This is a genomic window from Telluria sp. ZT3P39, from assembly GCF_059685935.1.
The window spans coordinates 71,034-94,207 of record NZ_JCASIH010000002.1; the positions used below are offsets into that span (position 1 = coordinate 71,034).

Consider the following 23,174-nt stretch of genomic DNA (forward strand, 5'->3'; position numbering starts at 1 on the left):
CTAGCCCTTGCTTGCGGCGACCGGGGTGGCGCGGGCCACGCCGACGCCGATGATCTTGCCGTTCACTTCCTTGCCGTAGTAGCTCTTCTCGTCCTTGTGGAAGCGCTCGCGCGCCTCCTCGATGCTGCCGGTCTGGCGCGGATCCTTCGGCCGCTCGTGGCTGTTGATGTAGGCGGCGACATCCCAGGCCTCCTGGTCCGATAGGCTGTACGGCTTACCGAGCGGCATATTGGCCTTGATGAAGCCGGCCGCCGTGTCGATGCGCGCCATGCCCGCGCCCCAGTTGTAGGCTTCAGGCCCCCACAGCGGCGGGAAGCGCAGCTTGCCGCCTTCGTCCTTGCGGCCCTGGCCATCGTCGCCGTGGCACAGCGCGCAGTTCTGCGCATAGACCTTGGCGCCGCGCGCGTGGTCGTAGCCCTGCGGCGTATCCTTGACCTTGATGTAGCCCCCGCCGCGCATCTGCTCGCCGTTCGGCGCGCCGTCGGCGAGCCAGTACATGTAGATCATCAGGTCCTTGTAGATGTCGTCGCCCGGCGGCGGTGGCTTGCCGGCTTCGGACGCCTGGGCGTTCATCGAATAGTTGAAGCAGCCGTTGATGCGCTCCTCCAGCGTGTTGACCTTCTTGTTCTTGGCCCGGTATTTCGGGTACTGCACATAGGCCGCCCACATCGGCGCCGAGTTCTCGCGGCGGCCGGCGTCGAGGTGGCACTGGGCGCAGGCCATGCTGTTGCCGACGTAGCGCTGGGCGTACTGGGGCGTGTGGATGAAGATGTCGCGGCCGCGGCGGATCGCATCGCCCTCTGGACCGTCGGGCAGTTCGCTCTCGAGCGGCGGCACGAAATAGCCGTCCGGGCCGATCGGCTGCAGCGGCGCGGGCGCCTTTCCTTCCTTGTCCTTCTTGCGCTCGGCGCGCGCGGCCAGCATGTCCTGGCGCACTTTCGCATCGGCCGCCTCGCGCGTGAGCGCCGGCGCCGGCGTATCGGGGGTGAATCCGGCCATCGTCTGGAATCGCTGCCAGGCGCCGGTCTGGACCACCAGGGCGCCGAAGGCGAACAGCACCAGGCCGCCGCCGGCCGCGGCGGCCATGCGGCGGGCGGTGCTGCCCAGGGTGTAAGGCGACTTGGTCGGGGTTTTCTTCAGGTCGTTCATATCGTGTCTCAAAAGCGCATTGCCATCACAGCGTTGGGGTGGAAGCGGCGTCGGCACGGGCCGTCACGGCCGGCGCCGGCATCGAGCCGAGGTAGTCCGACACGGCGCGCATGTCGTCCGGATTCATGCGCCGCGCGACGTCGTCCATCAGCTTTTGCGGCGAGTTCTTGCGCTCGCCCGCATGCCAGGCTGTCAGCTGGGCGAAGATGTAGTCGGGCTGCTGGCCGGCCAGCGCCGGAAAGCCGGGCGCGACGCCCTCACCGTTCATGCCGTGGCACTGGAAGCAGGCCGGCACGTTGGATTTCCAGTCGCCTTTCTCGGCGATCAGCTTGCCGCGTTCCAGGTTGCCGCCCAGGCTGGGCGCCAACGTAACGCGCAGGTCGATGCCGGCGTAGTAGCGCGCCAGCTTCTCGATGTCATCGTCGCTCAGGGCGCGCGCCACGAAGGCCATGGACTCGTTGTGACGCAGGCCCGAGCGGAAGTCCTCCAGCTGCTTGGCCAGGTAGGCAGCCGGCTGGCCGGCCAGGCGCGGCGTATTGAGCTTGCCCTCGCCGGCCGCGCCGTGGCAGGAGGCGCAGCTCCAAGCCTGGCCCTTGCCGGCGGCGACGATCTGCAGCGTCGCTGGATCGGCGGCGCCCAGTCCTTGCACTGCCGGCGCAGGCGCGGCCGCAACGGCTACCGCTGCCGTCGCCGCATCGCGTTGGTTCTCCTGCAGTCCACGGCGTTGCGCCTGGTACTCGGACACGTAGGTCAGCAAGCCCCAGAAGGCCAGTGCGAACACCAGCGCCACCACGAACAGGGGAATCGGGCGCGTCCGTTCCCACGGATCGAAGGCTTCGTCGACCTGCGGCGCTGCCGGGTTCTTGGCCGGATCGTTCTTGTTCATCGCTGTTCTCCCTTCGACAATGCATAACCTTCATCGCGGACGGCCTGGCCCGCCGGCGCTGCCGGATAAGTACGGTTGAGGCCCTGCAGGTAGGCCGCCAGGTCCAGCGCTTCCTGGCGCGCGACGACGACCTCGCCCTGCGGCTGGAACTCGGGCGGCAGCTTGACGACGACTTCGCCCGGCGCTGCCTGCTTCTTGCGCTCGAACAGATAGGGATAGGCCGGCATGATGCTCCACCCGAAGATCGCACGCGGCTGGTACAGGTGGGTCAGGTGCCAGTCGCGGCTCGGCAGGCGCGCGCCCACGTTGAGCAGGTCGGGGCCGGTGCGCATGGTGCCCAGCTGGTGCGGTCGGTCATGGGCAAAGTCGGCCGCGGTCGGGGCCCGGCCCCAGCCTTTCGAGAGGTCGGCCAGGGTCTGCCCGGCCGCGCGCGGCTGCTGGCTGTGGCAATAGACGCAGCCCTGGGTGATGTACTGCTGGCGCCCAGCCAGCTGCTGCGGCGTGTAGTCCACCAGGCCCGCGGCCGGGGCCTGGTCGCGGATCTGGGCGCCCGGGATCACGACCAGCATCAGAGTCGCGAACGCGAGGATGGCGATGGCGCCGACGAAAATCGGAATGAGTCGGTTCATGGTCATGCTCCAGCGGTAGCGGTTGCCGGCGCCTGGCCCGCGATAGCCGTGCGCTGGGTGCCCTTGCCCATCAGGAGGGCGGCGATATGGACGGCGAACACCAGGTGGCCCAAGGTCATCAGGCTGCCGCCGAGCGAGCGCGCCTGCAGGTAGGGGAGCGTGGCGCGGGTCACGGACTCGAAAGAGCGCCCCGGTTCCAGCAGGCCCACGCCTTGCAGCCAGCCGCCGATCGAAACGGCAAAGAAATACACCGCGAAGCCGCCGACCACCAGCCAGAAGTGCAGCTTGAGCAGGCGCGGCCATGGCCAGTCACGCCCGGTGAGATAAGGCAGCATGTAGTAGAAGGCCCCGAACAGCACCATGCTGGTGAAGCCGTAGGCGCCCAGGTGGGCGTGGCCCACCGTGTAGTGGGTGAAGTGGGTGATCGAGTTCACCGGACGCAGCGCCTGCAGCGAGCCCTGGAACGAGGACAGCGTGTACATCAACGCGCCCAGCGCGACGAAGCGCAGCGCCACCGATTGCTTCAGCGCCCAGGCGTTGCGGGCCACCGTGGTGTGCTGGTTGATCGCCACCGCGATCACCGGGATGAACATCATCACGCTATGGACGATCGACAAGGTCACCAGCCAGGTCGGGACCGGGGCGCCGATCAGGTGGTGGATGCCGACCTGGCTGTAGAACAGCGCCAGGCCCCAGAAACCAAGCAGCGACAGGCTGTACGAATACACTGGCTGGCCGACGATCTTCGGGATCAGGTAGTAGGCCGTCCCCACGCCGAGCGGGGTCAGCCACAGGCCGAGCACGTTGTGCGCGAACCACCAGTTGACGGTGGCCTGCTGCACGCCGGCGTGCAGGCCCGGCAGGTTGGCGATGAAGTACAGGACCGGGAACCACACCAGGCCACCCAGGAAGTACCATCCCGACACATAGATGTGGTGCGACTTGCGGTGGCGCGCCGTCATCACCAGCGGAAAGGCCAGGCATGCGCCGCCGACCGCCAGCAGCAAGCCGATCTGCCAGGGAATCTCGAGCCATTCGATGCCTTGCGTGTAGCCCAATGCGATGGCTGTCACGCCCATGGCGACACCGATGGTCCAGACCATGGCGCCGAACATGGCGACGCGCGGGTGACGCAAAGGCGTGTGGAAGATGCGCGGCACGATCCACAGCGCCGAGGCGATGCCGGCAACCGACAGCCAGCCGTAGGCGACCAGGTTCAGGTGCATGGTGCGCATGCGCCCGAAAGTGAGCGGGGCGTGCTGCACCAGCCAGTCGGGCAAGTGCAGCTTGAGCGAAGCGATGACGCCGAATACCGAGCCGAGCACCAGCCAAAAGGCCGCGACGGCCGCCATCAGGAGCACAGTGCGGCGGCCCGCGATGTCGATGCGCTCGCGAATCACGTCGAAGCGGTGGGCATGGGAGCCTTCCGGCGCGCGGCCGAAAGCGGTGGTGTCGTCAGGGGCGCCGGTTTCGCCTGGCTCGAAGATCGTGGAGGCATCGCTTTGCGACAGCGCGAACTGGCGGCGGGCGATCGCCCAGATCAGGAAGCCGAGCGCGGCAAGCGATGCCGTAAAGCTCAGCGCGAGCAGAAGTCCGATTGTGATTGGCATGAAGTTGAAATGCGTGGTGGACTGCGCCAGCAAGGGCACAGACAAGTTCATCGGGTTCGCACAGAGGGAGCGCCGCGGATGCGGCATGGCCCTATATTGACCAGTGCCGTATATTTAGTACGAGCAATTTCTGTTGCAAACAGCAATGCTATGCACCACGGATTAAGGCAGGATTAAGGAAGTTGCCGAGCTGCGGGCGATCGATGGAATCGGCGCTGCAATGCGTCTTGGGCCAGGAATAGCATGCGTGCCGCAGATGCCCCTGGCCTCTGCCATGGCAGGGCTCCCCCTTCCCTTCATACGAATTGTGAAGACATTACGCCATCGCAATTTTTTCTTGCCAGGATTTGAACAAGCCCACCATACTCGCCCCTCGCAAACCCACATTTCAACAAGAGCCAGGGACGATATGCACGCTGCAATGGGCACGACTGAAATCTTCCTGATCGCCATGGCGATCATTTTTACCATTCCCTACCTGATCTGGCGCTTGGCCGATACGGACTATTACGCCCCGCTGGTCGTGGTGCAGATCATTACCGGCATCCTGCTCGGCCCAGGCGTTCTGGGGCGGGCTTACCCGGACTACTATGGCTTCGTGTTCAATCCGGAAGTGATTCAATCGCTCAACGGTATTGCCTGGTGGGCCGTGATGATCTTCGTAATGATCGCCGGCATTGAACTCGACCTGAAAGCCGCCTGGGCGCACCGCCGTGAGAGCGTCATCACCGCATCGCTCGCGCTCGGAACGCCGCTGGTGTTCGGCTGCGTCGCCGCGCTCGGCATGCTGGGCTACGCCGGCTGGATCGGTCCGAAGGCGGAGGGCTGGCAATTCGTGCTGGGCGTCGGCATGGCGTGCGCTGTCACGGCCTTGCCGATCCTGATCTTGCTAATGGAAAAACTGGAAATCCTGCGCCAGCCGATCGGGCAGCGCATCCTGCGCTATGCAAGCCTGGACGATATTGCGATCTGGGGCGTGCTGGCCCTGATTCTGCTCGATTGGGACCGCGTCGGACGCCAGGTCGGGTTCCTGGCTGTGTTCTCCGTCGCGACCGTGTTGTTCCGCAAACTGATGGTCCTACTGCAAGAGCGCGACCGCTGGTACGTCAGCCTGATCTGGCTGACGGCCTGTTCCTTCGCCGCCGACTGGGCCGGCCTGCACTACATGGTTGGCGCCTTCCTTGCAGGTGCGGTCATGGACGCGCACTGGTTCGACCAGAAGAAAATGGATTTGATGCGTCACCACGTGCTGCTGGCCATCATGCCGGTATTCTTCCTATCCACTGGCTTGCGCACCAACTGGGCGGTGGGTGGAGCGGCGGTATTCTTCGTCGCCGCGGTGCTGCTGCTTGCCTCGGTGAGCGGCAAGTTGGCCGGCACCCACCTCGCCGGCAAGATCCTCAACTGGGACAAGGGCGAAGCATCCATCATCGGCTGGCTCCTGCAGACCAAGGCGCTGATCATGATCATCTTCGTCAACATCTTGCTGGACAAGGGGATCGTCACCAGCGAAACCTTCACGGCGCTGCTGTTGATGGCCGTCGGCAGTACCATGCTGACCGTGCCCGTGGTACACGCCAAGTTGCAGCGCGTTGCTGCGCTGGTGTTCAAGTCGGGCTGACGATGCGCAGCGTGGTGCCGGTATCAGCCGCAATGCCGCGAGGTGTCGAACTACGGAAAATACAGGTACAGCAGCCACAGTGCCACGCCCAGCAACGGCGCGAATACGACCAGAAAAGGCATGAGACGCACGCCAATCAGGTCAGGAAGCTGGATGCAGCCGCGATCGCCCCAGGCCAGCACATTCGTGCCAAGCTTCTCGGACAGTTCGGCAAACAGGTAACTACCCGCCAGGAGTCCGACGATCCCAGCGACGGCATCCAGGTTCCCCTGTCCTAACGCTGCGGCGCCGGTTCCCGGGCAATACCCAATCAAGGCAAACCCTGCGCCAAAGACCAGGCCGCCAATGACATTGGCTGCGTATTTCGTGGGCTTGAGGTGCAGCTTGATCAGTCCCCGCGCATGCATGGCGAAAATGCCGATCATCCCAACAAGAATGGCTGTCAGCATGATCTTCATGACCGTGAAATCGCTCAGCAGGAGCGCGCCCAGCAGGACGTCGTACTTGGCAACGCCGCCTTTCTGCAGCAGGAAACCGAAGACCATCCCGAAAAGAAGACCCAGTACGAGCTGCCTTGGCGCGTCGCTTTTGTCAGCCGCGTCGGCAGTGTCCCCCTGGGGGGCGGCGCGGCCGGCGCCGGACTGTGCGGATTTATTGTCCATACATCACCTGTGCCACCAGGGCCCCGCCCGCGAAGAAGCATGCGAGCGCAATCCACGAGCCGACCGACAATTGCAGTGCGCCGCTGATTCCATGGCCGCTCGTGCAACCGCCTGCCAGTCGGGCCCCGAACGCCATGATCACTCCGCCAAGGAAAGCGACCGACAGGCGCAGCGGTACCGAAGTTCCGAAATGCGCTTCCCACAGCGGCGGGATCGCGCTGGCACTGAATTCGCCACCCAACCAGGCGGCAAGGAAGGCCCCGGCGACGATGCCGAAGGCGAGCATGACTTCCCACTCGATCTTTGGAGTCTTATCCTGGTAAAACGCCAGGGAATCGGTGTGTTTTTTCGAAACCAGGTAGCCCAGCAGGCCTGCCATGCGTGCGAAGGCAGTCGACACGCCCAGTGGTTTATTGGAGAAGTAGAACGTCGCCATCGAGAGGACGCCGATAAGGGCGCCGACCAGATAGGGATTCCATGCGCCGCCAGCCGTGTTCATGTTCGCCTCCTTCGCGGGTTATTCGACCTGGTTCCTGTCCAACGGCAGGCCGAGCTTGTCCCAGGCCGTTATGCCGCCAAGCATGTTGAAGACATTGGTATAGCCATTACGCCGAAGGATACTGACCGCCAGCCCGGAGCGATGTCCCACGCTGCAGTGCGCGACGATGCGGCGGTCCTTCGGGATCTCGGGCAGCCTGCCTTCAAGATCGCCTACGTAGATATGGTGTGCGCCGGGTATGTGTTTCTCCTTCCACTCCATGTCGTCGCGCACATCCAGGATATACAGGTCCCCGTCCTCATTCCATCGTGCAGCTTCGCTGGCGCTCGTCGTGCCCAGCGCTTCGATCGGCAAGCCCGCTTCGCGCCATGCCTCGACCCCATTCACGAGCACCCCCTCGACCCGGTCAATGCCGATACGTGCCAGCTGTGCAATTGCCACAGGCGCCTTGCCGGGCTGCTCCACGACGAGGAAGACGGGTGTTCCTTCGTCTGCAAGCCATCCGCCAAACGTGGACAAACCCTCCAGCCAGACATTGTACGAGCCCTGGATGTGCGCGCCTGCGAAGGCATCAGGCGACCGGGTGTCGATCACGATGCCGCTCCTGGCGCGATCACGGAAGGCATCGGGCAACAACACCCGATCATCGGGGGACGCGGGCACGGGCCGACCCGCCTCCAGGTTGACCACTTCCATGTGCGAGAAATACGGCGGGCGCGGCAGATTCTCACCGGCCTTCTGCGCCATGAATTCCGCACGGGTTTTCGTGAATACAGGATTGGTCGCACGTTCGATGCCCAGCGTTGACTCGTCCCGCTGGGAGATGTTCCCCCCACATGCAGAACCCGCCCCGTGTGCCGGCAACAGGATCGCCTGGTCGCCGAGCGGCGCCAGTTTCTGGTGCACCGAATCGTAGAGCAGGCCCGCGTTTTCCGCGGTTTTCTCCGGGTCCGACAGGTCGGTCCTGCCGGTATCGCCCACGAACAGGGCATCTCCGGTGAACACGCCCCAGCACCGGTCGCCGGCGTCAGCGGGATACACCGCGTAGGACATGCTCTCGGGCGTATGTCCCGGGGTGGCGAGCGCGACGAAGCGAGTCGTCCCCACCATGAATTCCTCGCCATCCCCGACTTGTACATCGACGCGGCCGAACAGCGGATGCTTGCCTGCCAGGATCCTGGCGCCCGTGACCTCCGCCAGGCTTGCCGAGCCGAATTCGAAATCCTCCTGGCGATGCGTTTCGATGCAATAGGCAATGCTCAAATCATTGTCGCGCGCCAGCTGCAGGTACTCTGCCACGTCCCGCCGCGGGTCGACGATTACCGCAAGCCCATCGCCGCATCCGAGCACATAGGCGTTGTGGCCCAATCCCTGCGTTTTTACCCGTTGAAAAAACATGGTTCCGCTCCTTTCGTCGAGAGTCAGTCATGCCTGCGGTACGGCGGCGATCGCCGTCGTCACTGTCGCACAATGCGCAGCCGGGCGGCGCACATGCAGGAGTCATTGTCAGCACCGCGGGTTCGTATCCCAGTGTCTCGGGCCGGGATTAACTGCGCGTTAACGTGCGCGACGCGGCATCGGCCGTGCCGGACGGATTTTCCTTGGCACTCCTTGGTGCTTATCGTGAGACGGCGCCCAGCGGCTGTATCTCGACGATACCGTGGTGTGCGGCCGGCAGCGGCTTGAGCAAACGGATGCGGTCCAGCTGCAGCCCGTCTTTCGTCACGCGCTTGCCCGGCAAGGAGTCGAGATACATCTTCACGATGTCGGTGCCGTCGAGCGGTGCGCCCTTTTCATCCTTGATCACCACCACGCCCTTGGCCGGCAGCCTGTTGATAAGGGCAGGAATCTCCTTGTACCAGAGCCCGGCCACGGTATAGGTCGCATCCATGCGCAGCGGTTCGCCATCGATGCGCAGCTTGATCACCCGCGAACCCTGCCGCGCCTCCGGGTCGAAGTCCGCCGTTAGTCCGCTGATGCCCGCGGTCCAGCCATTGATCCATTCGCCGGTCCGCGCCTGCGTGTTCTGCGGATTGCCCTCGAGCGCCTTCTTGATCTGCATGCCGGTCAGCTCGCCGCGCGCGATCTGCGCTCCCACCGGCAGGAAGTGGTACAGATCCTCCAGCCTGATCGGGCCGGGGGCCACCGCCGTGCCATAGCGAAAGCCGGTAATCATGCCAAGCTGCGCCCCGCTCTGCCGGCGGAAGGCATCGGTCAGGAAGTCGTGCGAGGAACCCTCGATCACGGCAGGCATGCGCTCGTTGCTGAAGTTGCTGCGGTACAGCGGCACTTCCGTCTGTCCGACCACGGTATCGATCGGGTAGCGCAGCACTGCGCCGCTGAATGGGTTGGCAATGGCGCCCGGCCTGAACGCCGGACCACTGACCAGCGGCGCGCGCACCTTCGCGACCAGGGCGGCGATGCGCTTGTCCTCGGCCAGCTGTTCGGTGATCCTGTGCGACACGTAGCGCTTGTCGGCAACAACGCCCTTGTCCACGCGCACCTGCAGTTCACCCACTACCTGGCCGTCCATGCCCTGCTCCACGATCAGGGTGCCATTGCGCGAAACCACAGGCCTGGGCGTGATTTCATGCTTGTCCGACGACAGGATCACGTCCACGCCGGGAATGGCATCGGCCAGCGTCAGGTTGCCGTGCAAGCCCAGCTCCGATATCACCACAACCAGGTCGACATCCTGCGCACGCACTTGCTTCACATACTTCGCATACTCTTCCTCGCCGTCAGTGAAACGCAGGCCTGCCGTGACCTTCTGGTCGCCCGCCTGCGGACCGCGGTCCGACGTGAACCCGATGATGCCGACTCGTAAGCTACCGACCTGCTTGATGAGGTAGGGAGGTGCCACGGTCTGCCCGTTTTTTGCTTCTAGTCCGGGATAGTTATCGTAGTACAGGTTCGCAATCACCGGATTCCAGCGCGCTTTCGGCTCAGGGCCGGTAAAGTACGACAGGAACTTGTCCGCCCCGTACACGTAGTCCCAGTTACCGGGCGCATAGGCGTCGAAACGGAAGGCGTTGAGCACTTCAATCATCGCTTCCCCCTTGGTGAACAATGCCTCGGCGCCGCCGTGCAAGGTGTCGCCCGTATTCACCAGCAAGGTCTTTCCGGGATGGGCGCGGCGGATCTGTTCGACCAGCGTGTAGATGCGCGCAACGCCACCTTCCGTCTTGCCCGCCGCGTCGCTGCGCACGCTTGCATGCGGCACGAGGTGGCCATGCAGGTCGCCCATGTGAATCAGGGTTACCTCGCCTGTACGGTCCGAGGCCTTCGCCTGCGCTGCCAGGCCGACGACCAGACCGGCCAGGGCCAACATTGCTGCTTTATTCAATTTCATGGAAGCTCCTTGTGTGGGATTGCCTCCGGCGCAACGGTCCAGGACCACCTGCGCCAGGGCGCTGTCCCAGCGTAAACGCCTCCGATTAAGGCAGGGTTACCACACCCGGGATGCTTGCCATGACTCAGGGCTTGATATAGGCGTACCCCTCCTGGAACTGCAGGCGCGCCACTTCCGCAACACCGGACGGCACCACGGTCGCTTCCGGCAGCACCCGCTTGCGATCGATCTTGCGCCCCTGCAGGGTGTTATTGCACACCCGGAACTGCACCTTGCGGCTCGAGAGTTCCTGGACCACGGCGTCGTAGGGATTGCCGTTCTTGTCCTGGGCATCCTCGAGCAGGAAATCGATCCCGGCGCCGTGGGTGACCACGACGATGCTGGCGTTCGGACTGGCGTTCAGGTGGTTGCGGATATTCCCGAGCGCCTGCATGGCATTGCTCGAGTCGCTGATGTGGTACACGACCTTTTCCGCCCGTCCGGCGGCGGCGGCGCTCACGGCGACACTCAGGAACAGCACGGCAGCAATAACACGAAACAGTTTCATATGGTCTCCTTTGGATGGTAAGCGGCCCTACTTCTGCTGCAGGCTCTCCCGCTCCATGAGCAGGAAGGTCCCGTAGGCATTGATGCGGTTGGCTTGCGCAAAGGCAGGATAACCCGCGTACGCACTCCAGTCCACCTTGGCATAGGCTTCGTCGAAGGTCGCCAGCTCCGCGACCGCCACGCCCATAACCTTGCGCAGGAAGACCAGGTAGGAGCGGGTCAGCTCGAGGTCCTTGCCCGGTTCGCGCGATGCTTCACCATGACCGGGCACCACGACAGCCGGGGCGAGCGCCATCATGCGCTCGAGCGCGGCCAGCCATACCCGGCTGTCGGCATCGCCCACGAAGGGCAGCCGGCCGGTGAAGAACAGGTCGCCGGCGAACAGCAGCCGGTCTTCCTCAACGAGCAGCATGATGTCGTCCGGCGCATGGGCGCCACTGGTGTCGATGACCTGGAAATGCAATCCGCCCATCTCGAACGGGATCGGCTTCCCTCCCGGGAAAGCGAGCCAGCGGTCCGCCGGCAGCAGGCGGGTGCGGCCGTCGACCCAGGGCTTGAGCGATTCCTTGCGCTGCGCCAGGCGCAGGGCGGCGGTGTCCGACGCCAAGTAGCCCCGGCCCTGCTCATGCGCCCAGATTTCGGCGCCCACGGCCTTGAACGCCTGCAGGCCGTAGAAGTGATCGGCGTGGTAGTGGCTGACGATGACGCGGCGGATCGGTTGCTTCGTCACGCTGCGGATGGCCCGCACCATCGCCTCGCCCAGCGCCGGCGTGCCGAGCGCGTCGAACACGACCACGCCCTCTTTGGTGACGACGAAGCCGGCATTCGACATGAAGCCTGCGTTGGCATTGTCGGCCATGCCCGAGTCTCCCCGGAACATGTAGGCGTGCGCGCTGACCTTGATGGGTTTGAGTACCGGAAGCTGGGCCGCGGCAGCACCGGCCGCCAGCCACGATACGGCAGACAGCGCCAGCAGCAGGCGCCATGCGCTGACCAGGAATGCCCGGGTTGTTCGAATGATTTGCATGCTCGAATCCTGTTGCGCGCGGTGGCGCATAGTATGAAACGGGTTCAGAAGTTCAGGTCCTCGGCCACTGCCGCGATGCCGGCGCGTGCGCAGGCGTCGTCGGCGGCGCCGCCAGGAGCGCCAGAGATGCCGATCGCCCCTAGCAATGCGCCGTTCGCCTCGATGGGGATGCCGCCGCCCACGGCCACTACCCGGCGGATGTGCCGGATTCCGTTCGCTTCGGCGCCCTCTTTCGTGGCCAGCGCCAGCGCGGTGGTCGCCATCCTGAAACTGGCCGCCGTCCAGGCCTTGTCGGCGGCGGTTTCCACGGTGTGGCTGCCCGCCAGGCGATCACGCAGCAGCACCTGAACCTGGCCGGCGCGGTCCGTCACCGCCACCGCTACCTGGTAGCCGGCCTGCCGGCATGCAGCCAGCGCAGCCTGGGCGGCCCGCAGGGCCAGCTCCGGCGTCATCAAGGTGACGGTGTAGGTGGCGGGCGCCTGCGCCGCGGCCGGGCCGGCGTGCAGCGCCAGCAGCAGGGCGCCGGCAAGGATGGGTAGCTTCAATCGGTTCTCCTGTCATAGGATGCCGCCAGCGCGCGGCGCGCGCCGGCCAGTGCTTCGTCGAGATAGGCGCCGTACATGCCGGCGACGTCTCCCCCCTCGATCACCGGCACCAGCAGTTTGCCGTGGCCGTCGAGAACCGCCACGCTGGGCGCCACCCGGATACCGTAGCGCGCCGCCAGTGCCCTGCCGTTGCTGGCCCGCTTGTCGAAGCCGCGCAATGGCGTGGCCGACGCCAGGCCGGCTTCACGTACGATCGGACGCCCTTGCGGCGCACCTTCCCGCGACAAGGGCAGAAGGTAGTTGCGCCGCACCGTTTCGCAGTAACTGCAATCGGGCAGCGAGAACAGGATCACGACCGGTACGCGGCGCCGGGCAGCATCGTGGCTGTCCGCAGCGAGATCGTTCGCGGCGGGCAGGCTCGTGTGCTGCGCAGCCGCGCCGCCACTGGCCGCGCAGGCCGCAAGCAGCGCCATGTGCACGATGGCGCGCAACACGGTCCCGGCCCGTTCAATAGACCGGGAAGTAGGCACGCGCCTTGCCCAAATCGTAGGACCATGGCAGACCGGCATTCTTCCAGCCATTCAGGATGCGCTGGCCCTGCTTCTCGCCCGAGGCCACCGCATCGCCTTCGAAGCCGTCCACCACGGTGTACACCGATGTGTAGCCCAGTTCGCTCAGCAGGTTTGCCGCGCGCGCGCTGCGATCGCCCGAGCGGCAGATCACGAGCACGGGCGCATCCTTGCCGAGTCCGGCAGCCTGCATCCGGCGCGCCAGTTCCGGACCGAAGTCGCTGTTGACATCGAGTCGGAACCGGCCCGCCTTGTCGTCCCACGGGGCATCCTCCGGGTGTTCGACGTAGGGAATGTTGGCGTCCACCACGGTCGGCAGGCCGACGTAGGCGACTTCGTAGCGGGTCCGCACGTCGACGAAATAGGCGCGCGCGCCCAGCTCGCGCTTCATTGCATAGGCTTCGCGCGCATCGAGGTAGCGCCCGGCGGTTGTCTGCTTGTTCCTGGGCACGGCACTGGCTTCGACCGCCCACGCATGGGTGCAGGCCAATAACGCGAGCGCGGCCGCCAGTGCCCTAGCTTTCCCAATGATCATCGATCTCCCCTCCTCATGCCATGAGCCCCGGATTGCCCTGCACGCCAATCAGCCGCGGCGTGTTCAGCTTGCGCGGTTTGACCACTTTCTCCGAACGCAGCCATTGCGCCACGACGTCCCATACCGGTTCGCCGGTAGCGCCTTCCGCCACCGGCGCCCAGCCAGCGACCTTGTAGCTCTTCCCCGCTTCGAGCAACTTGCCGTTCAGGCGCATGTCGCTGATGCGCGAGCCCATCGGCGCAGCAGGATCGATTGCGTATGTCATGCCACCGACACGCACCATGTCGCCGCCCTGCTGGTAGTAGGGATCGGGGTTGAACAGGTTGTCCGCCACGTCTTCCAGCACGGTCTTGATGGTCGCGCCCGTCATCGGGGTCAGTGTCGAATGCGAGTACGTAGTGGCGGTCTGGTCCATGAGGTGCTCCATCAGGATCGGGCTGTCCGGCAGCAGCGTGGTGCCCCAGCGGAAGCCTGGCGAGAAGGCCAGGTCGGCGCCCTTGACCGCCATCAGCGCGTCGACGATAAGCTGGTCGAAGGTGCCGTTGAAGTTGCCACGCCGGTAGAGCGTGCCTTCGGTGACCGCCAGTTTTTCGTTCAGGCGCGCCTCATAAGGTTTGCGGATCTTCGCCACCAGGGCCGCCATCTCGCGGTCGGCCGGAAGGAAATTGGAAAACACTGGCAGCAGGCGATACTGGAAAGCCTGCACCTTGCCGCCGCGCACGTCGAAGTCGAGCACGCCTAGGAACTTGCCGTTGCTGCCGGCGTTGGTGACCAGGGTCTTGCCGCCGCCGTTGCTCACGATAAGCGGTGTCGGGACACCGTCGTGCGTGTGCCCGCCCATGATGGCGTCGATACCGCGCACGCGCGAGGCCATCTTCACGTCGACGTCCATGCCGTTGTGGGACAGCACGACCACCGCTTTGGCCCCCTTGGCACGGGCCTCGTCCACCATCGCCTGCATGTTCTCTTCCTGGATGCCGAAGCTCCAGTCGGGAACCATGTGGCGCGGATTGGCAATCGGGGTGTAGGGGAAGGCCTGGCCGATGATGGCCACCGGCACGCCGTTCATTTCCTTGATCACGTAGGGCGGGAACACCGGGTCGCCGAAGTCGTTGGTCTTGACGTTCTGGGCCACGAAATCGACCTTGCCCTTGAAGTCCTTGCCGACAATTTCCTGCACGCGCTTGTCGCCCAGCGTCATTTCCCAGTGCGCCGTCATGACGTCGACGCCCAGCAGCAGCCCGGCGTCGACCATGTCCTGCCCCTTGGTCCAGAGGGCGGTGGCAGACCCCTGCCAGGTATCGCCGCCATCGAGCAGCAGCGCGCCCGGGCGTTCCGCTTTCATCTTCTTGACCAGCGTGGCCAGGTGGGCGAAGCCGCCGACCTTGCCGTAGGTGCGCGCGGCCTTCTCGAAGTCCAGCGCCGTGAAGGCGTGGGCCTGCGGCGTGTGCGGCGCGATGCCGTTTGCCTTGAGCAGGGCTTCGCCGACCAGGTGCGGCATGCGCCCCGCGGCCGGTCCGAGACCGATGTTGACGCTCGGCTCGCGAAAGTGAACTGGCAACAACTGCGCGTGGCAGTCGGTGAAATGCAGGAAGTGCACGTTGCCGAAGCGCGGCAGGTCGTAAAGAGCGCCTGGCGACGGCGCCGCCATGGCGCCGCGGGAGCCGAGCAGCATGCCGCCGGCGGCGGCCATCCCGAGCAGTTGCGCGAATTCGCGCCGATTCATACCCATGCTATGTCCTCGATGCTGTTATGCGGCGGACGTCCAGCGTCCCGCCGCCGTGCTTCACTGATTGACGGGCGAGGCTGGATCGAGCAGCAGCGCCATCACATCCTTGATCTGGGCCTCGGTCAGGATGCCGCTGTGCCCGAAACGCGGCATGTTAGAGCAGGCGGTATACGCCTGGGCGTTATAGATCTTTCCCCAGGTGTACTTGAGCATCTCGTCGCTGGCGCCGCGGATCTTGCCATAGTTGTACAGGCTCGGCCCGATGTTACCGAACGAAATCTCCTTCTTCGAGATCTGGTGGCAGGCATAGCAGTTGCCGCCGTTGATGCCGCCAACCATGTCGGACGACTGCATGCCGCGTCCGTTCTGGGCGATCTTCTCGCCCTCCTTCCAGTCGCCGAGATACTTGCCGTCGGCGGGTTGGCGGATGTTCTTCATCTGCGTGGCTTCAATCCGGGCCGCGACCTCGGCCGGGCGCTCCTGCGGATATTGGCTGCACAGCTGCTGGGCCTCGTCCTGGGTGGTTACGCGCTCCAGCGTGGCCGGCCCCTTCGAGCGGAAGTCCTGCTTCAGCAAGTCGAGCGCGGCCTGCCGGTAGTCGGGTTCAACTGCAACGGTTGCGCAGCCGGCGGCGGCGGCGCCCAGCACGGCGATCAGCGTTATCTTCAGTGGTCTCATGCTGGTCTCCTATCGTTTCAGTGCGGGGCCGGCGTACACGCCGCCGTTTGCGTTTTTCGCAAGGAACATCGTGATCGCGGTGATCGCCTCGGATGCGTACATCGGCTCGGGGAAGCGCTGTTGGCGGAAGCAGTCGTTCAGGCGGTGCTGCATGGTGCGAACCTCTCCCTGGGAAACGCGGTAGGCGGGCCAGGTAGTGTAGGCCGCCTGTGCATTCGCCTTCTCCAGAATGTTCGGAAGTTCCTGCAGGCGGATGCGCTGACCCGAGGTGGAGTGGCAAGTGGCGCAGGCGAAATCGTGCGCGCCGCCACGGTAGAAGAACAGCTGCTTGCCCGTCTCGTAAGCCTGCGTTTCCTTCGGATGCCGGGTCGACACGGCCATCGTGGCGCCCCGCGACTCGGCCGTGATGTAGGCGACCAGCGCTTCGATGTCCGACTGCTTGCCGGTCGAGCCAAAGGGGATCCTGGTCGCCTCGTCCCTGCTGAGCCCCTGCAGGGTCATCCGGCAATACAGCAGGCGCTGTTCGAGATCCATGACCTTGTCGACGTCCTTGAAGTAGCGCGGAAGCTCGGCGTAGGCCCCCTTGAGCACGCCTGGCCCCTTGCCGAAGTCGCATTGCTCCAGCGATGCATTCTTGGGCCCCGCTCTCTTCTTCCACAATTCTTCGCCGCGCATCTCCCACAACTCGGCGGGATTGCCGTCTGCCAGCATCTGGCGGTATTTGGCGATCTCGTCGGTCGCCGACGATTGGGCCAGCGCCGTGGCGCATAGCGCCAGCAGCGACGCTGCGACGAAACCGGAACGCTTCCTGGTCATGGCTGTCTCCTTTTGATATGTCTGCGCGGTCTGGCGCCGCGCATGCCTGCACCCCGGCCCGGGGCGCCTCGTGCGTCAGCTGATGGTGCCTTCGTCGGTACGGGTGTCGCCCGCGCTGTCGACCCAGGTCACGCTGACCTTGTCGCCCTTGGCGGCGCCCTTGAACTTGAACGCCAGGAACGGATCCTTCGATACCGAGGGACCGAAGTTCGCGTCCAGCACGACCTTGTCCTTCACCTTTGCCACGAGCGTCTTGATGTAATGGGCTGGGATCACTTTACCGGACGCATCCTTACGCTGTCCGGTCTCCATGTCATGCCGCATCAAGACCTTCACTTCGACCGTGTCGCCGGCGAGGCTGGCGCGGATACGCATTGGGTCTGCCATGTTGTTTCCTTTCAATGAGCTTGATTGATCAGCCGCCGCAGCCGCCGAGCGTGACCTTGATTTCCTTGCTGGCCACTAGCCACTTGCCGTCGGCGCGCACCAGCGCATGAACGTTCGAGGTCGCCCCCATCTTGACGCGCGTGGTCACGGCCGCCTCGGTGCCGGCCGGGATGTTGAAGCTGGCCGACATGGCGCTCGGGTTCTTTTCCACCAGGACCGCCATGAAATCAGTCTTCGGCACCTTGCTGGCGATCGATACCGGCACCACGGCGCCGTTCTCGGCAATGTCCGGTCCAGTGATCGACACGTCGGAGCTGACCATGAACTTGTCCCCGCCCAGTTCCTTGAGCGCCGCCTCGACGCTCTTGGCGTCGAACACTTTCTGGCTCCATTCGGCCGCGAACACGTCTGCCGGTTTCAGCACGCCTGCGGCAAAGGCCGCCCCCAGGATCGCGCTGATGCGCATGACATTGCGTCGCTGTTGATTCATACCATCCTCCACTTGTTGAAAACGCTGCGCCGCCGGAGCGGCATGCATGCTTACTTCACCTGCGCCAGGTATTTGTCGAGACGATCCTTGCTCATGACAAAGGATTTCGACAGGCTCTCCGCGCCCTTTTTCGCCTCAGCCAGGTTGACCGGCTTGCCGACCTGGATCACCCCGGCCATGGCCATCATCTTGTGCGGCTCGCACACGTAGACGTAGACACCCTCCTGGTCGAGCTTGACCGAGATTTCCTCGTCCGGCTTGCCTTTCCACGCGGTGGCGCCGGCCGGGGTCACGACCGAGGCGCTGTTGTGCGATACATCGACCTTGATAAACTTGACCGTATCGCCCTTGGCGACCTTCAGGAACCCCGGCTCGAAAACCATGGTGCCGTCCTTGCCGGTGTTGAGCATCTTGACCTGGTGGTCGGCGGCCATCGCCCCTGCGCAGGCGATCGACAGGATGAGTCCGGTTACGACATGTTTCATATTGCTGCATCTCCATTTTAGTAGTGTTACCGGTTCGGCTTGTTGCCGAACTGCTTCATTGCGGGGCCAAAATCCAGCCCACCAGCACCTTCAGATCCTCCTCCTTCACATGGGCCTGAGGAGGCATCGGGACCGCACCCCAGGCGCCGCTGCTGCCCTGCCTGATCCTGTCGGCCAGCCGTTCAGGCGCACCGACATCGTCCTTGTACTTGGCGCGCACCGCGGCAAAGCTCGGTCCAATGACCTTGTTGTCGATGCCATGGCAAGCCAGGCAGGCGTTCGCTTGCAGCAGGGCCGTCGGCACGGTGGCGCCGGCCGCCTTGACCGGCGCTGCCGGTGCCGCGGTCGCCGCGTCGGTGGCGGCGGCAGCGCGGCTGGCCGGTGCGGGACGGGTGGTATCGACACCGCGGGGGGCGCCGAAACCGCGGGTCTGCAAAGCCAGGTTGCCATGGGCATTGCGCGCCGCCTCGGGCAGCGTCGAACGGGGCGCCGGATCTACCGGGCAGTCCTTCATGCAGGCCACGCTACGCACGTCGGGCTTGCCTTTGACGTCCCACATCCCATGCTTGGTCACCATGCCATTGCGGTTTGGCATGCGCGCCTGTGCCTGCGCCATCGTTTTATCGGAGAGCACGAAGTCCTCCGGAATGATCTCGCCCATGTTCAGCAGGTAGGCGGTCACCGCGTACACCTCGTCGGTGGTGAGCGACTTCGGCGCGGTCCAGGGCATGGCGCGGTTGATGTAGTCCCAGAGCGTGGAGACGGTCGCCACTTTCATCAGGGTGGTCTTCTGCGGCTGGCGACCGTTGGCGAGCGCGGCCACGCGGCCGGTCTTGACGTCTTCCGCCGTCGTGCCGCCAACCAGCGGCGTGAATACCTCATTGGACTCGCCGAAGGTGCCATGGCAGGAGGCACACTTGCCTTCCCATACGACCTGGCCGGCCGCCACGGTCCCAGAACCTTTCGGCAAGCCCTTGAAATCGGGCCGCACGTCGATATCCCATGCGGCCACTTCCTTCGGGGTGGCAGGACGTCCTGGCAAGGCCTGGGGACCGGCGAGCGCGGCCGCGGCGGCAGCCGCCAGCAGCGCACCCGCCGCAAGCTTAATAGACCTGGACATTCGACACCTCCCCCGATTGCGCCACTTGCCAGGACTGGATCGCATTGTTGTGATAGATCGAGCGCGTGCCGCGCACCGCGCGCAGCTCGTTGATCTTTGGCTGAACGTAGCCGGAATCGTCGATCGCGCGCGATTGCAGAATGGCCGGTGCGCCGTTCCACTCCCAGTCGATGTTAAAGCGGGTCAGGCATTTGCTCAGCACCGGCGTCTCGAGCCGTGCGGTGCGCCAGTTGCGTCCGCCGTCGACCGAGACGTCGACCCGCTTGACCTTGCCGCGTCCGGACCAGGCCAGGCCGGTGATGTTGTAGAAGCCCGTATCGAGCAGCCGCTGGCCGGCCGACGGCGTGGTAATCACCGATTTGCATTCCTGGATCGAGGTGTACTGGCGATAGCTGCCGTCAGGCATGGCGTCCATGTAATGGATTGCCTCGTCCTTCGTTGCGTATGGCTGGTCGCCGACTTCTATACGGCGCAGCCACTTCACCCACGAGACACCCTGAATGCCCGGCACGACGAGGCGCAGCGGATAGCCATTTTCCGGACGCAGCATTTCGCCATTCATGGCCCAGGCGACGATCACGTCGTCCAGCGCCCTGTCGATCGGGATAGTGCGGGTCATCGATGAACCGTCCGCGCCTTCGGCCAGCACGACTTTGGCCTTGCGCTTGTCGTAGCCACAGTCTTCCAGCAGCACCGAAAGTGGCACACCGGTAAACTCGCTGCAGCTGAGCATGCCGTGCGAATACTGCACTGACGGGACAGCCACGTTGCCCCACTCCATGGCAGTATTTGCCCCGCACTCGATGAAATGCATGCGCGACACCGAGGGCATGCGCATCAGGTCATCCATCGTATAAACCTTCGCCTGCCGGACTAGGCCGTTGATCATGAAGCGATGCTTGCTCGGGTCGATGTCGTGCCATCCTTGGTGGTGGCGCTCGAAGTGCAGGCCGGAGGGCGTGATGATGCCAAACAGGCCCTGCAAGGGAGTAAAGGCCACGGAAGCCGCCGACACGCGGGTCAACCCGGGAGACTCCCGGCGCTGCAGGTTTGCCTCGAACTGGGACGGCATGCCGTAGGGCGCCGAGGCGACCGGCTTGCCAAGCGTGAGCGCATGCTCGGGCAAAGTCAGGATATTCGGATCGCCCTCGCCCGCCTGGGCGAGGACTCCACCGCTTGCCATTGCAGCGCTGGCTGCGAGAAAGCTGCGGCGCAGGAAGCCACGCCGCTCTTCGTTCAGGCCGTGCTCGTTGATTTCATTGATCAGAGTACGTTCTACAAAATTCTCTGGCGCCTTCATTACACGGCCGAATTTGCGTATCGGGTTGCCCATCTACTCCATCCTTGCGAGAAACAATAAAATATCGGTATGAGCATATGCCTATATGCGCATAGAAGCATATTCAAACTAAACAGCTGCCGCTCTATTACTATGCGGCTTCTTAGCTACCCGTCATGAAATTTTCGATCGTTGCCTGATCTATCTGGCGGCTTTTCTTCACCTTCTCCGCCATGTGGCTACAGACAGTGCGGCACAAGGCGATCGTGTTCTGGTCTTCGATGCGGTAGTACACCTGCGCGCCGTCCCTGCGGCGTCCAAGAATACGGGCTCGATACAGCATGTTCAGTTGACGCGAGACGTTGGCCTGGTTGGCCCCGAGCTGCTTCACGATCGCACCAACGGACTGCTCGCCATTGCACAGGGCATGTAGGATCTTCAAACGTGTTGGTTCAGAGAGCAAGCTGAAGTAATTCGAGACTTGTTCGAATACCTCTGCCATCTCCTCCTTGTCGAGATCAACATCCATGCCAGTCTGTGCAATTCATTTATGAGCTTATGTATTTATAAGCATATAACCATTAAGATAGATATGGTGCAAGATATTTCGATGCTGCAAAGCGGCAAAGAGCGTCATGCCCAGGTCTGCCCTACCGACAGACGAGCAAGGCTCAGAACTCACCACGCGCCGCGTGATCAAGCATTTTCAGCATGGTCGCACGCACCCGTGTCACTCTCGCACGCAGTTCGGGGGGCATCGGTTGCCCCAGCTTGATCAGGATGTCCATGTCCATCGTGTAGACCCAGAGGCCGTCCTCCTGCTCCACAACGGCAATCCGGCACGGCAGGAACGCCGCCATCGCCGGACTAAAATCGACGATCGCCCGTGCGGTATCGGGATCGCAATACGAGTAAATTTTGAGGTATTTTTGCGCCCGTCCGGTGCGCTGTGCCAGTTCGTTAGAGAGAAACAACTCGCCAACCGGTCGGAGGTTGTCTTCTGCAGCAACGCTCGTGAAGGCTTCTTCGATCTCCTGGATCGATACGCCTGGCGCGACCTTGCGTGACCAGGTGGTTGCCACTGCCGCGTCGCCGCCGGCGTCGACCCACTTGCCGAATACCGTGCCAGCTTCGCGTGCGGCGCCCGGTTCGGTGCGTGCGAGGACGCTTAGGGTATTGCAGCCCGAAATCGCAGCTGCAAGGGAAATGACGGCAGTAATATGGCGAATCGAGGAACGCATGGGACTGTTTCTATTGGAATTGTGCCAGCAGCATATGCGTCTGCCAATTCCTGAGCAAGTAAACCTTGCGCGCCCCTCTCTGAACGCGACTATTGCAGAGGAAAACCGCTACCGTTCGTCACAGTTCTCCATACGAGTGCAAGCCTGACAGGAACATGTTCACCCCAATGAAGGCAAAGGTCGTCACCAGCAGGCCCACCACAGCCCACCATGCTGCGACGCGGCCGCGCAATCCGTTCATCAGGCGGAGGTGCAGCCAGGTTGCGTAGTTGAGCCAGACGATCAAGGCCCAGGTTTCCTTCGGATCCCAAGACCAGTAGCCGCCCCAGGCTTCGGCCGCCCACAGGGCGCCGAGGATGGTGGCGACCGTGAAGAACGCAAAGCCAACCGAGATCGACTTGTACATCACGTCGTCCAGCACTTCTAGCGAAGGCAGGCGGTCGGCCAGGATGCCGTGCGATTTCAGCAGGTAAGCACAACCGACCATCGCGGCCAGCGCAAAAGTGCCGTAGCCGATGAAGTTGGCCGGTACGTGAATCTTCATCCACCAGCTCTGCAACGCCGGCACCAGCGGCTGGATCTGGGCGGCGTCGCGCGACACCGTGTACCAGAGGAGGAAGACGACCGCGGCGGCGATGATCAGCAGGACGAAGGCGCCCAACTGGAGGGTGGCGTAGCGCTCTTCGTAATACAGGTGGAACAGCGCGGTGATCAGCGCGAACAGGATGAAGACCTCATACAGGTTCGACACCGGAATGTGGCCGATATCTGCCCCCATCAGGTAGGACTCGAACCAGCGCACCGCCATACCGGTGAAACCCAGGACCACTGCGGCCCAGCATAGCCGCGAGCCGAGCGCACTGCTGGCATGCGAGCGCGCCAGCATCCCGATCCAGTAGAACACGGTCGAGAACACGAACAGCACGCTCATCCAGAGGATGGCCGACTGGCTCGACAGCATGTATTTCAGGAAGAAATTTTGTTCCGCCGTTGCCAGCGAACCGTCATAGAGCGACACGGCCCACAAGGACAACAGCGCGGACAGCGGGAACAGCCAGCGCACCGGCTTCCAGTGCCAGCCGAGCGCGGCCAGCGTCGGCGCGGTTAGCAACAGGATCGCGCGCTCGTAGCCATCCATGAAAGCGGCATAACGGTTGAGCGCGAACAGCGCGGCGGCCAACAGGCCGGCGCCGAACATCCAATCAACGCCCGTTAGACGCCGAAAATAGCCGGGTGCCTCCTTGTAAACGGCGCCCGGATTCGGTTGGGATGCTTCCATGCTTGTCTCCATCAATCGTTTTTATAAATGTGCGTTGTTG

25 protein-coding genes are annotated in these 23,174 nt (G+C 63.8%); 1 reads left to right on the forward strand and 24 read right to left on the reverse strand.

The features are described from left to right. The 4 genes from AC56LR_RS02425 to AC56LR_RS02440 are packed head-to-tail and all read right to left on the reverse strand — an operon-like array spanning position 1 to position 4,274. On the reverse strand, positions 1 to 1,149 hold the full coding sequence (locus tag AC56LR_RS02425) for a c-type cytochrome (protein WP_497127021.1): 1,149 nt from the start codon (positions 1,147 to 1,149) through the stop codon (positions 1 to 3). A 25-nt stretch (positions 1,150 to 1,174) separates the two neighbouring features. Next, on the reverse strand, positions 1,175 to 2,035 hold the full coding sequence (locus AC56LR_RS02430; protein ID WP_497127023.1) for a c-type cytochrome: 861 nt from the start codon (positions 2,033 to 2,035) through the stop codon (positions 1,175 to 1,177). Continuing rightward, on the reverse strand, positions 2,032 to 2,664 hold the full coding sequence (locus AC56LR_RS02435) for a cbb3-type cytochrome c oxidase subunit II (protein WP_497127025.1): 633 nt from the start codon (positions 2,662 to 2,664) through the stop codon (positions 2,032 to 2,034). The genes AC56LR_RS02430 and AC56LR_RS02435 overlap by 4 nt, the downstream gene beginning before the upstream one ends. Positions 2,665 to 2,666: 2 nt before the next feature. Next, positions 2,667 to 4,274 (reverse strand): cbb3-type cytochrome c oxidase subunit I, encoded by a 1,608-nt coding sequence (locus AC56LR_RS02440; RefSeq protein ID WP_497127027.1) that lies wholly within the window; start codon positions 4,272 to 4,274, stop codon positions 2,667 to 2,669. Between the two features lie 421 nt (positions 4,275 to 4,695). Between AC56LR_RS02440 and AC56LR_RS02445 the strand changes: the two genes are divergently transcribed. Further along, positions 4,696 to 5,895, forward strand: coding sequence for a cation:proton antiporter (locus AC56LR_RS02445; protein WP_497127752.1), 1,200 nt, complete (start codon positions 4,696 to 4,698; stop codon positions 5,893 to 5,895). A gap of 50 nt (positions 5,896 to 5,945) precedes the next feature. On the opposite strand, the gene AC56LR_RS02450 is transcribed toward AC56LR_RS02445, so the two are convergent. The 20 genes from AC56LR_RS02450 to ccsB all read right to left on the reverse strand — a co-directional run bounded on the left by AC56LR_RS02450 (position 5,946) and on the right by ccsB (position 23,134). Continuing rightward, positions 5,946 to 6,557, reverse strand: coding sequence for a YeeE/YedE thiosulfate transporter family protein (locus AC56LR_RS02450; RefSeq protein WP_497127029.1), 612 nt, complete (start codon positions 6,555 to 6,557; stop codon positions 5,946 to 5,948). Further along, complete coding sequence (locus tag AC56LR_RS02455) at positions 6,547 to 7,056, reverse strand: YeeE/YedE thiosulfate transporter family protein (protein WP_497127031.1); 510 nt, start codon at positions 7,054 to 7,056, stop codon at positions 6,547 to 6,549. The genes AC56LR_RS02450 and AC56LR_RS02455 overlap by 11 nt, the downstream gene beginning before the upstream one ends. A gap of 18 nt (positions 7,057 to 7,074) precedes the next feature. Further along, a complete protein-coding gene (locus tag AC56LR_RS02460) occupies positions 7,075 to 8,454 on the reverse strand; it encodes a rhodanese-like domain-containing protein (RefSeq protein ID WP_497127033.1) in 1,380 nt (459 codons plus the stop codon). Positions 8,455 to 8,674: 220 nt separating this feature from the next. Further along, positions 8,675 to 10,408: a bifunctional metallophosphatase/5'-nucleotidase gene (locus AC56LR_RS02465; protein WP_497127035.1), complete on the reverse strand. Its 1,734-nt coding sequence runs from the start codon at positions 10,406 to 10,408 to the stop codon at positions 8,675 to 8,677. 124 nt (positions 10,409 to 10,532) lie between these two features. Then, positions 10,533 to 10,955 carry a DsrE family protein gene (locus AC56LR_RS02470; RefSeq protein ID WP_497127038.1) on the reverse strand — a complete coding sequence of 141 codons (423 nt, stop codon included), beginning with the start codon at positions 10,953 to 10,955 and terminating at the stop codon, positions 10,533 to 10,535. Between the two features lie 27 nt (positions 10,956 to 10,982). Next, complete coding sequence (locus AC56LR_RS02475; protein ID WP_497127040.1) at positions 10,983 to 11,981, reverse strand: MBL fold metallo-hydrolase; 999 nt, start codon at positions 11,979 to 11,981, stop codon at positions 10,983 to 10,985. A 44-nt stretch (positions 11,982 to 12,025) separates the two neighbouring features. Further along, positions 12,026 to 12,526: a GlcG/HbpS family heme-binding protein gene (locus AC56LR_RS02480; RefSeq protein ID WP_497127042.1), complete on the reverse strand. Its 501-nt coding sequence runs from the start codon at positions 12,524 to 12,526 to the stop codon at positions 12,026 to 12,028. After that, entirely contained in the window at positions 12,523 to 13,020 is a 498-nt protein-coding gene (locus AC56LR_RS02485) for a thioredoxin fold domain-containing protein (RefSeq protein WP_497127044.1), read from the reverse strand. The genes AC56LR_RS02480 and AC56LR_RS02485 overlap by 4 nt, the downstream gene beginning before the upstream one ends. Before the next feature lie 13 nt (positions 13,021 to 13,033). Further along, positions 13,034 to 13,630 carry a rhodanese-like domain-containing protein gene (locus AC56LR_RS02490; protein WP_497127047.1) on the reverse strand — a complete coding sequence of 199 codons (597 nt, stop codon included), beginning with the start codon at positions 13,628 to 13,630 and terminating at the stop codon, positions 13,034 to 13,036. Between the two features lie 13 nt (positions 13,631 to 13,643). Continuing rightward, on the reverse strand, positions 13,644 to 15,356 hold the full coding sequence (gene soxB / locus AC56LR_RS02495) for a thiosulfohydrolase SoxB (protein ID WP_497127754.1): 1,713 nt from the start codon (positions 15,354 to 15,356) through the stop codon (positions 13,644 to 13,646). Between the two features lie 60 nt (positions 15,357 to 15,416). Next, entirely contained in the window at positions 15,417 to 16,037 is a 621-nt protein-coding gene (gene soxX, locus AC56LR_RS02500; RefSeq protein WP_497127049.1) for a sulfur oxidation c-type cytochrome SoxX, read from the reverse strand. 9 nt (positions 16,038 to 16,046) lie between these two features. Further along, positions 16,047 to 16,853, reverse strand: coding sequence for a sulfur oxidation c-type cytochrome SoxA (gene soxA, locus AC56LR_RS02505; RefSeq protein WP_497127051.1), 807 nt, complete (start codon positions 16,851 to 16,853; stop codon positions 16,047 to 16,049). A 75-nt stretch (positions 16,854 to 16,928) separates the two neighbouring features. Then, on the reverse strand, positions 16,929 to 17,240 hold the full coding sequence (soxZ, locus tag AC56LR_RS02510) for a thiosulfate oxidation carrier complex protein SoxZ (protein ID WP_497127054.1): 312 nt from the start codon (positions 17,238 to 17,240) through the stop codon (positions 16,929 to 16,931). A gap of 28 nt (positions 17,241 to 17,268) precedes the next feature. Continuing rightward, complete coding sequence (gene soxY, locus AC56LR_RS02515) at positions 17,269 to 17,730, reverse strand: thiosulfate oxidation carrier protein SoxY (RefSeq protein WP_497127056.1); 462 nt, start codon at positions 17,728 to 17,730, stop codon at positions 17,269 to 17,271. A 50-nt stretch (positions 17,731 to 17,780) separates the two neighbouring features. Further along, positions 17,781 to 18,215 (reverse strand): pseudoazurin, encoded by a 435-nt coding sequence (locus AC56LR_RS02520; protein WP_497127059.1) that lies wholly within the window; start codon positions 18,213 to 18,215, stop codon positions 17,781 to 17,783. 55 nt (positions 18,216 to 18,270) lie between these two features. Beyond that, complete coding sequence (locus AC56LR_RS02525) at positions 18,271 to 19,335, reverse strand: c-type cytochrome (RefSeq protein WP_497127062.1); 1,065 nt, start codon at positions 19,333 to 19,335, stop codon at positions 18,271 to 18,273. Beyond that, entirely contained in the window at positions 19,319 to 20,668 is a 1,350-nt protein-coding gene (gene soxC / locus AC56LR_RS02530; protein ID WP_497127064.1) for a sulfite dehydrogenase, read from the reverse strand. Before soxC ends, AC56LR_RS02525 begins: the two co-directional genes overlap by 17 nt. 109 nt (positions 20,669 to 20,777) lie before the next feature. Next, on the reverse strand, positions 20,778 to 21,143 hold the full coding sequence (locus tag AC56LR_RS02535) for an ArsR/SmtB family transcription factor (RefSeq protein WP_497127066.1): 366 nt from the start codon (positions 21,141 to 21,143) through the stop codon (positions 20,778 to 20,780). A 142-nt stretch (positions 21,144 to 21,285) separates the two neighbouring features. Continuing rightward, positions 21,286 to 21,855, reverse strand: a complete 570-nt coding sequence (locus tag AC56LR_RS02540; RefSeq protein ID WP_497127068.1) for a DUF302 domain-containing protein — start codon at positions 21,853 to 21,855, stop codon at positions 21,286 to 21,288. A gap of 118 nt (positions 21,856 to 21,973) precedes the next feature. Further along, on the reverse strand, positions 21,974 to 23,134 hold the full coding sequence (gene ccsB / locus AC56LR_RS02545) for a c-type cytochrome biogenesis protein CcsB (RefSeq protein WP_497127070.1): 1,161 nt from the start codon (positions 23,132 to 23,134) through the stop codon (positions 21,974 to 21,976). Between the last annotated feature and the right edge of the window lie 40 nt (positions 23,135 to 23,174).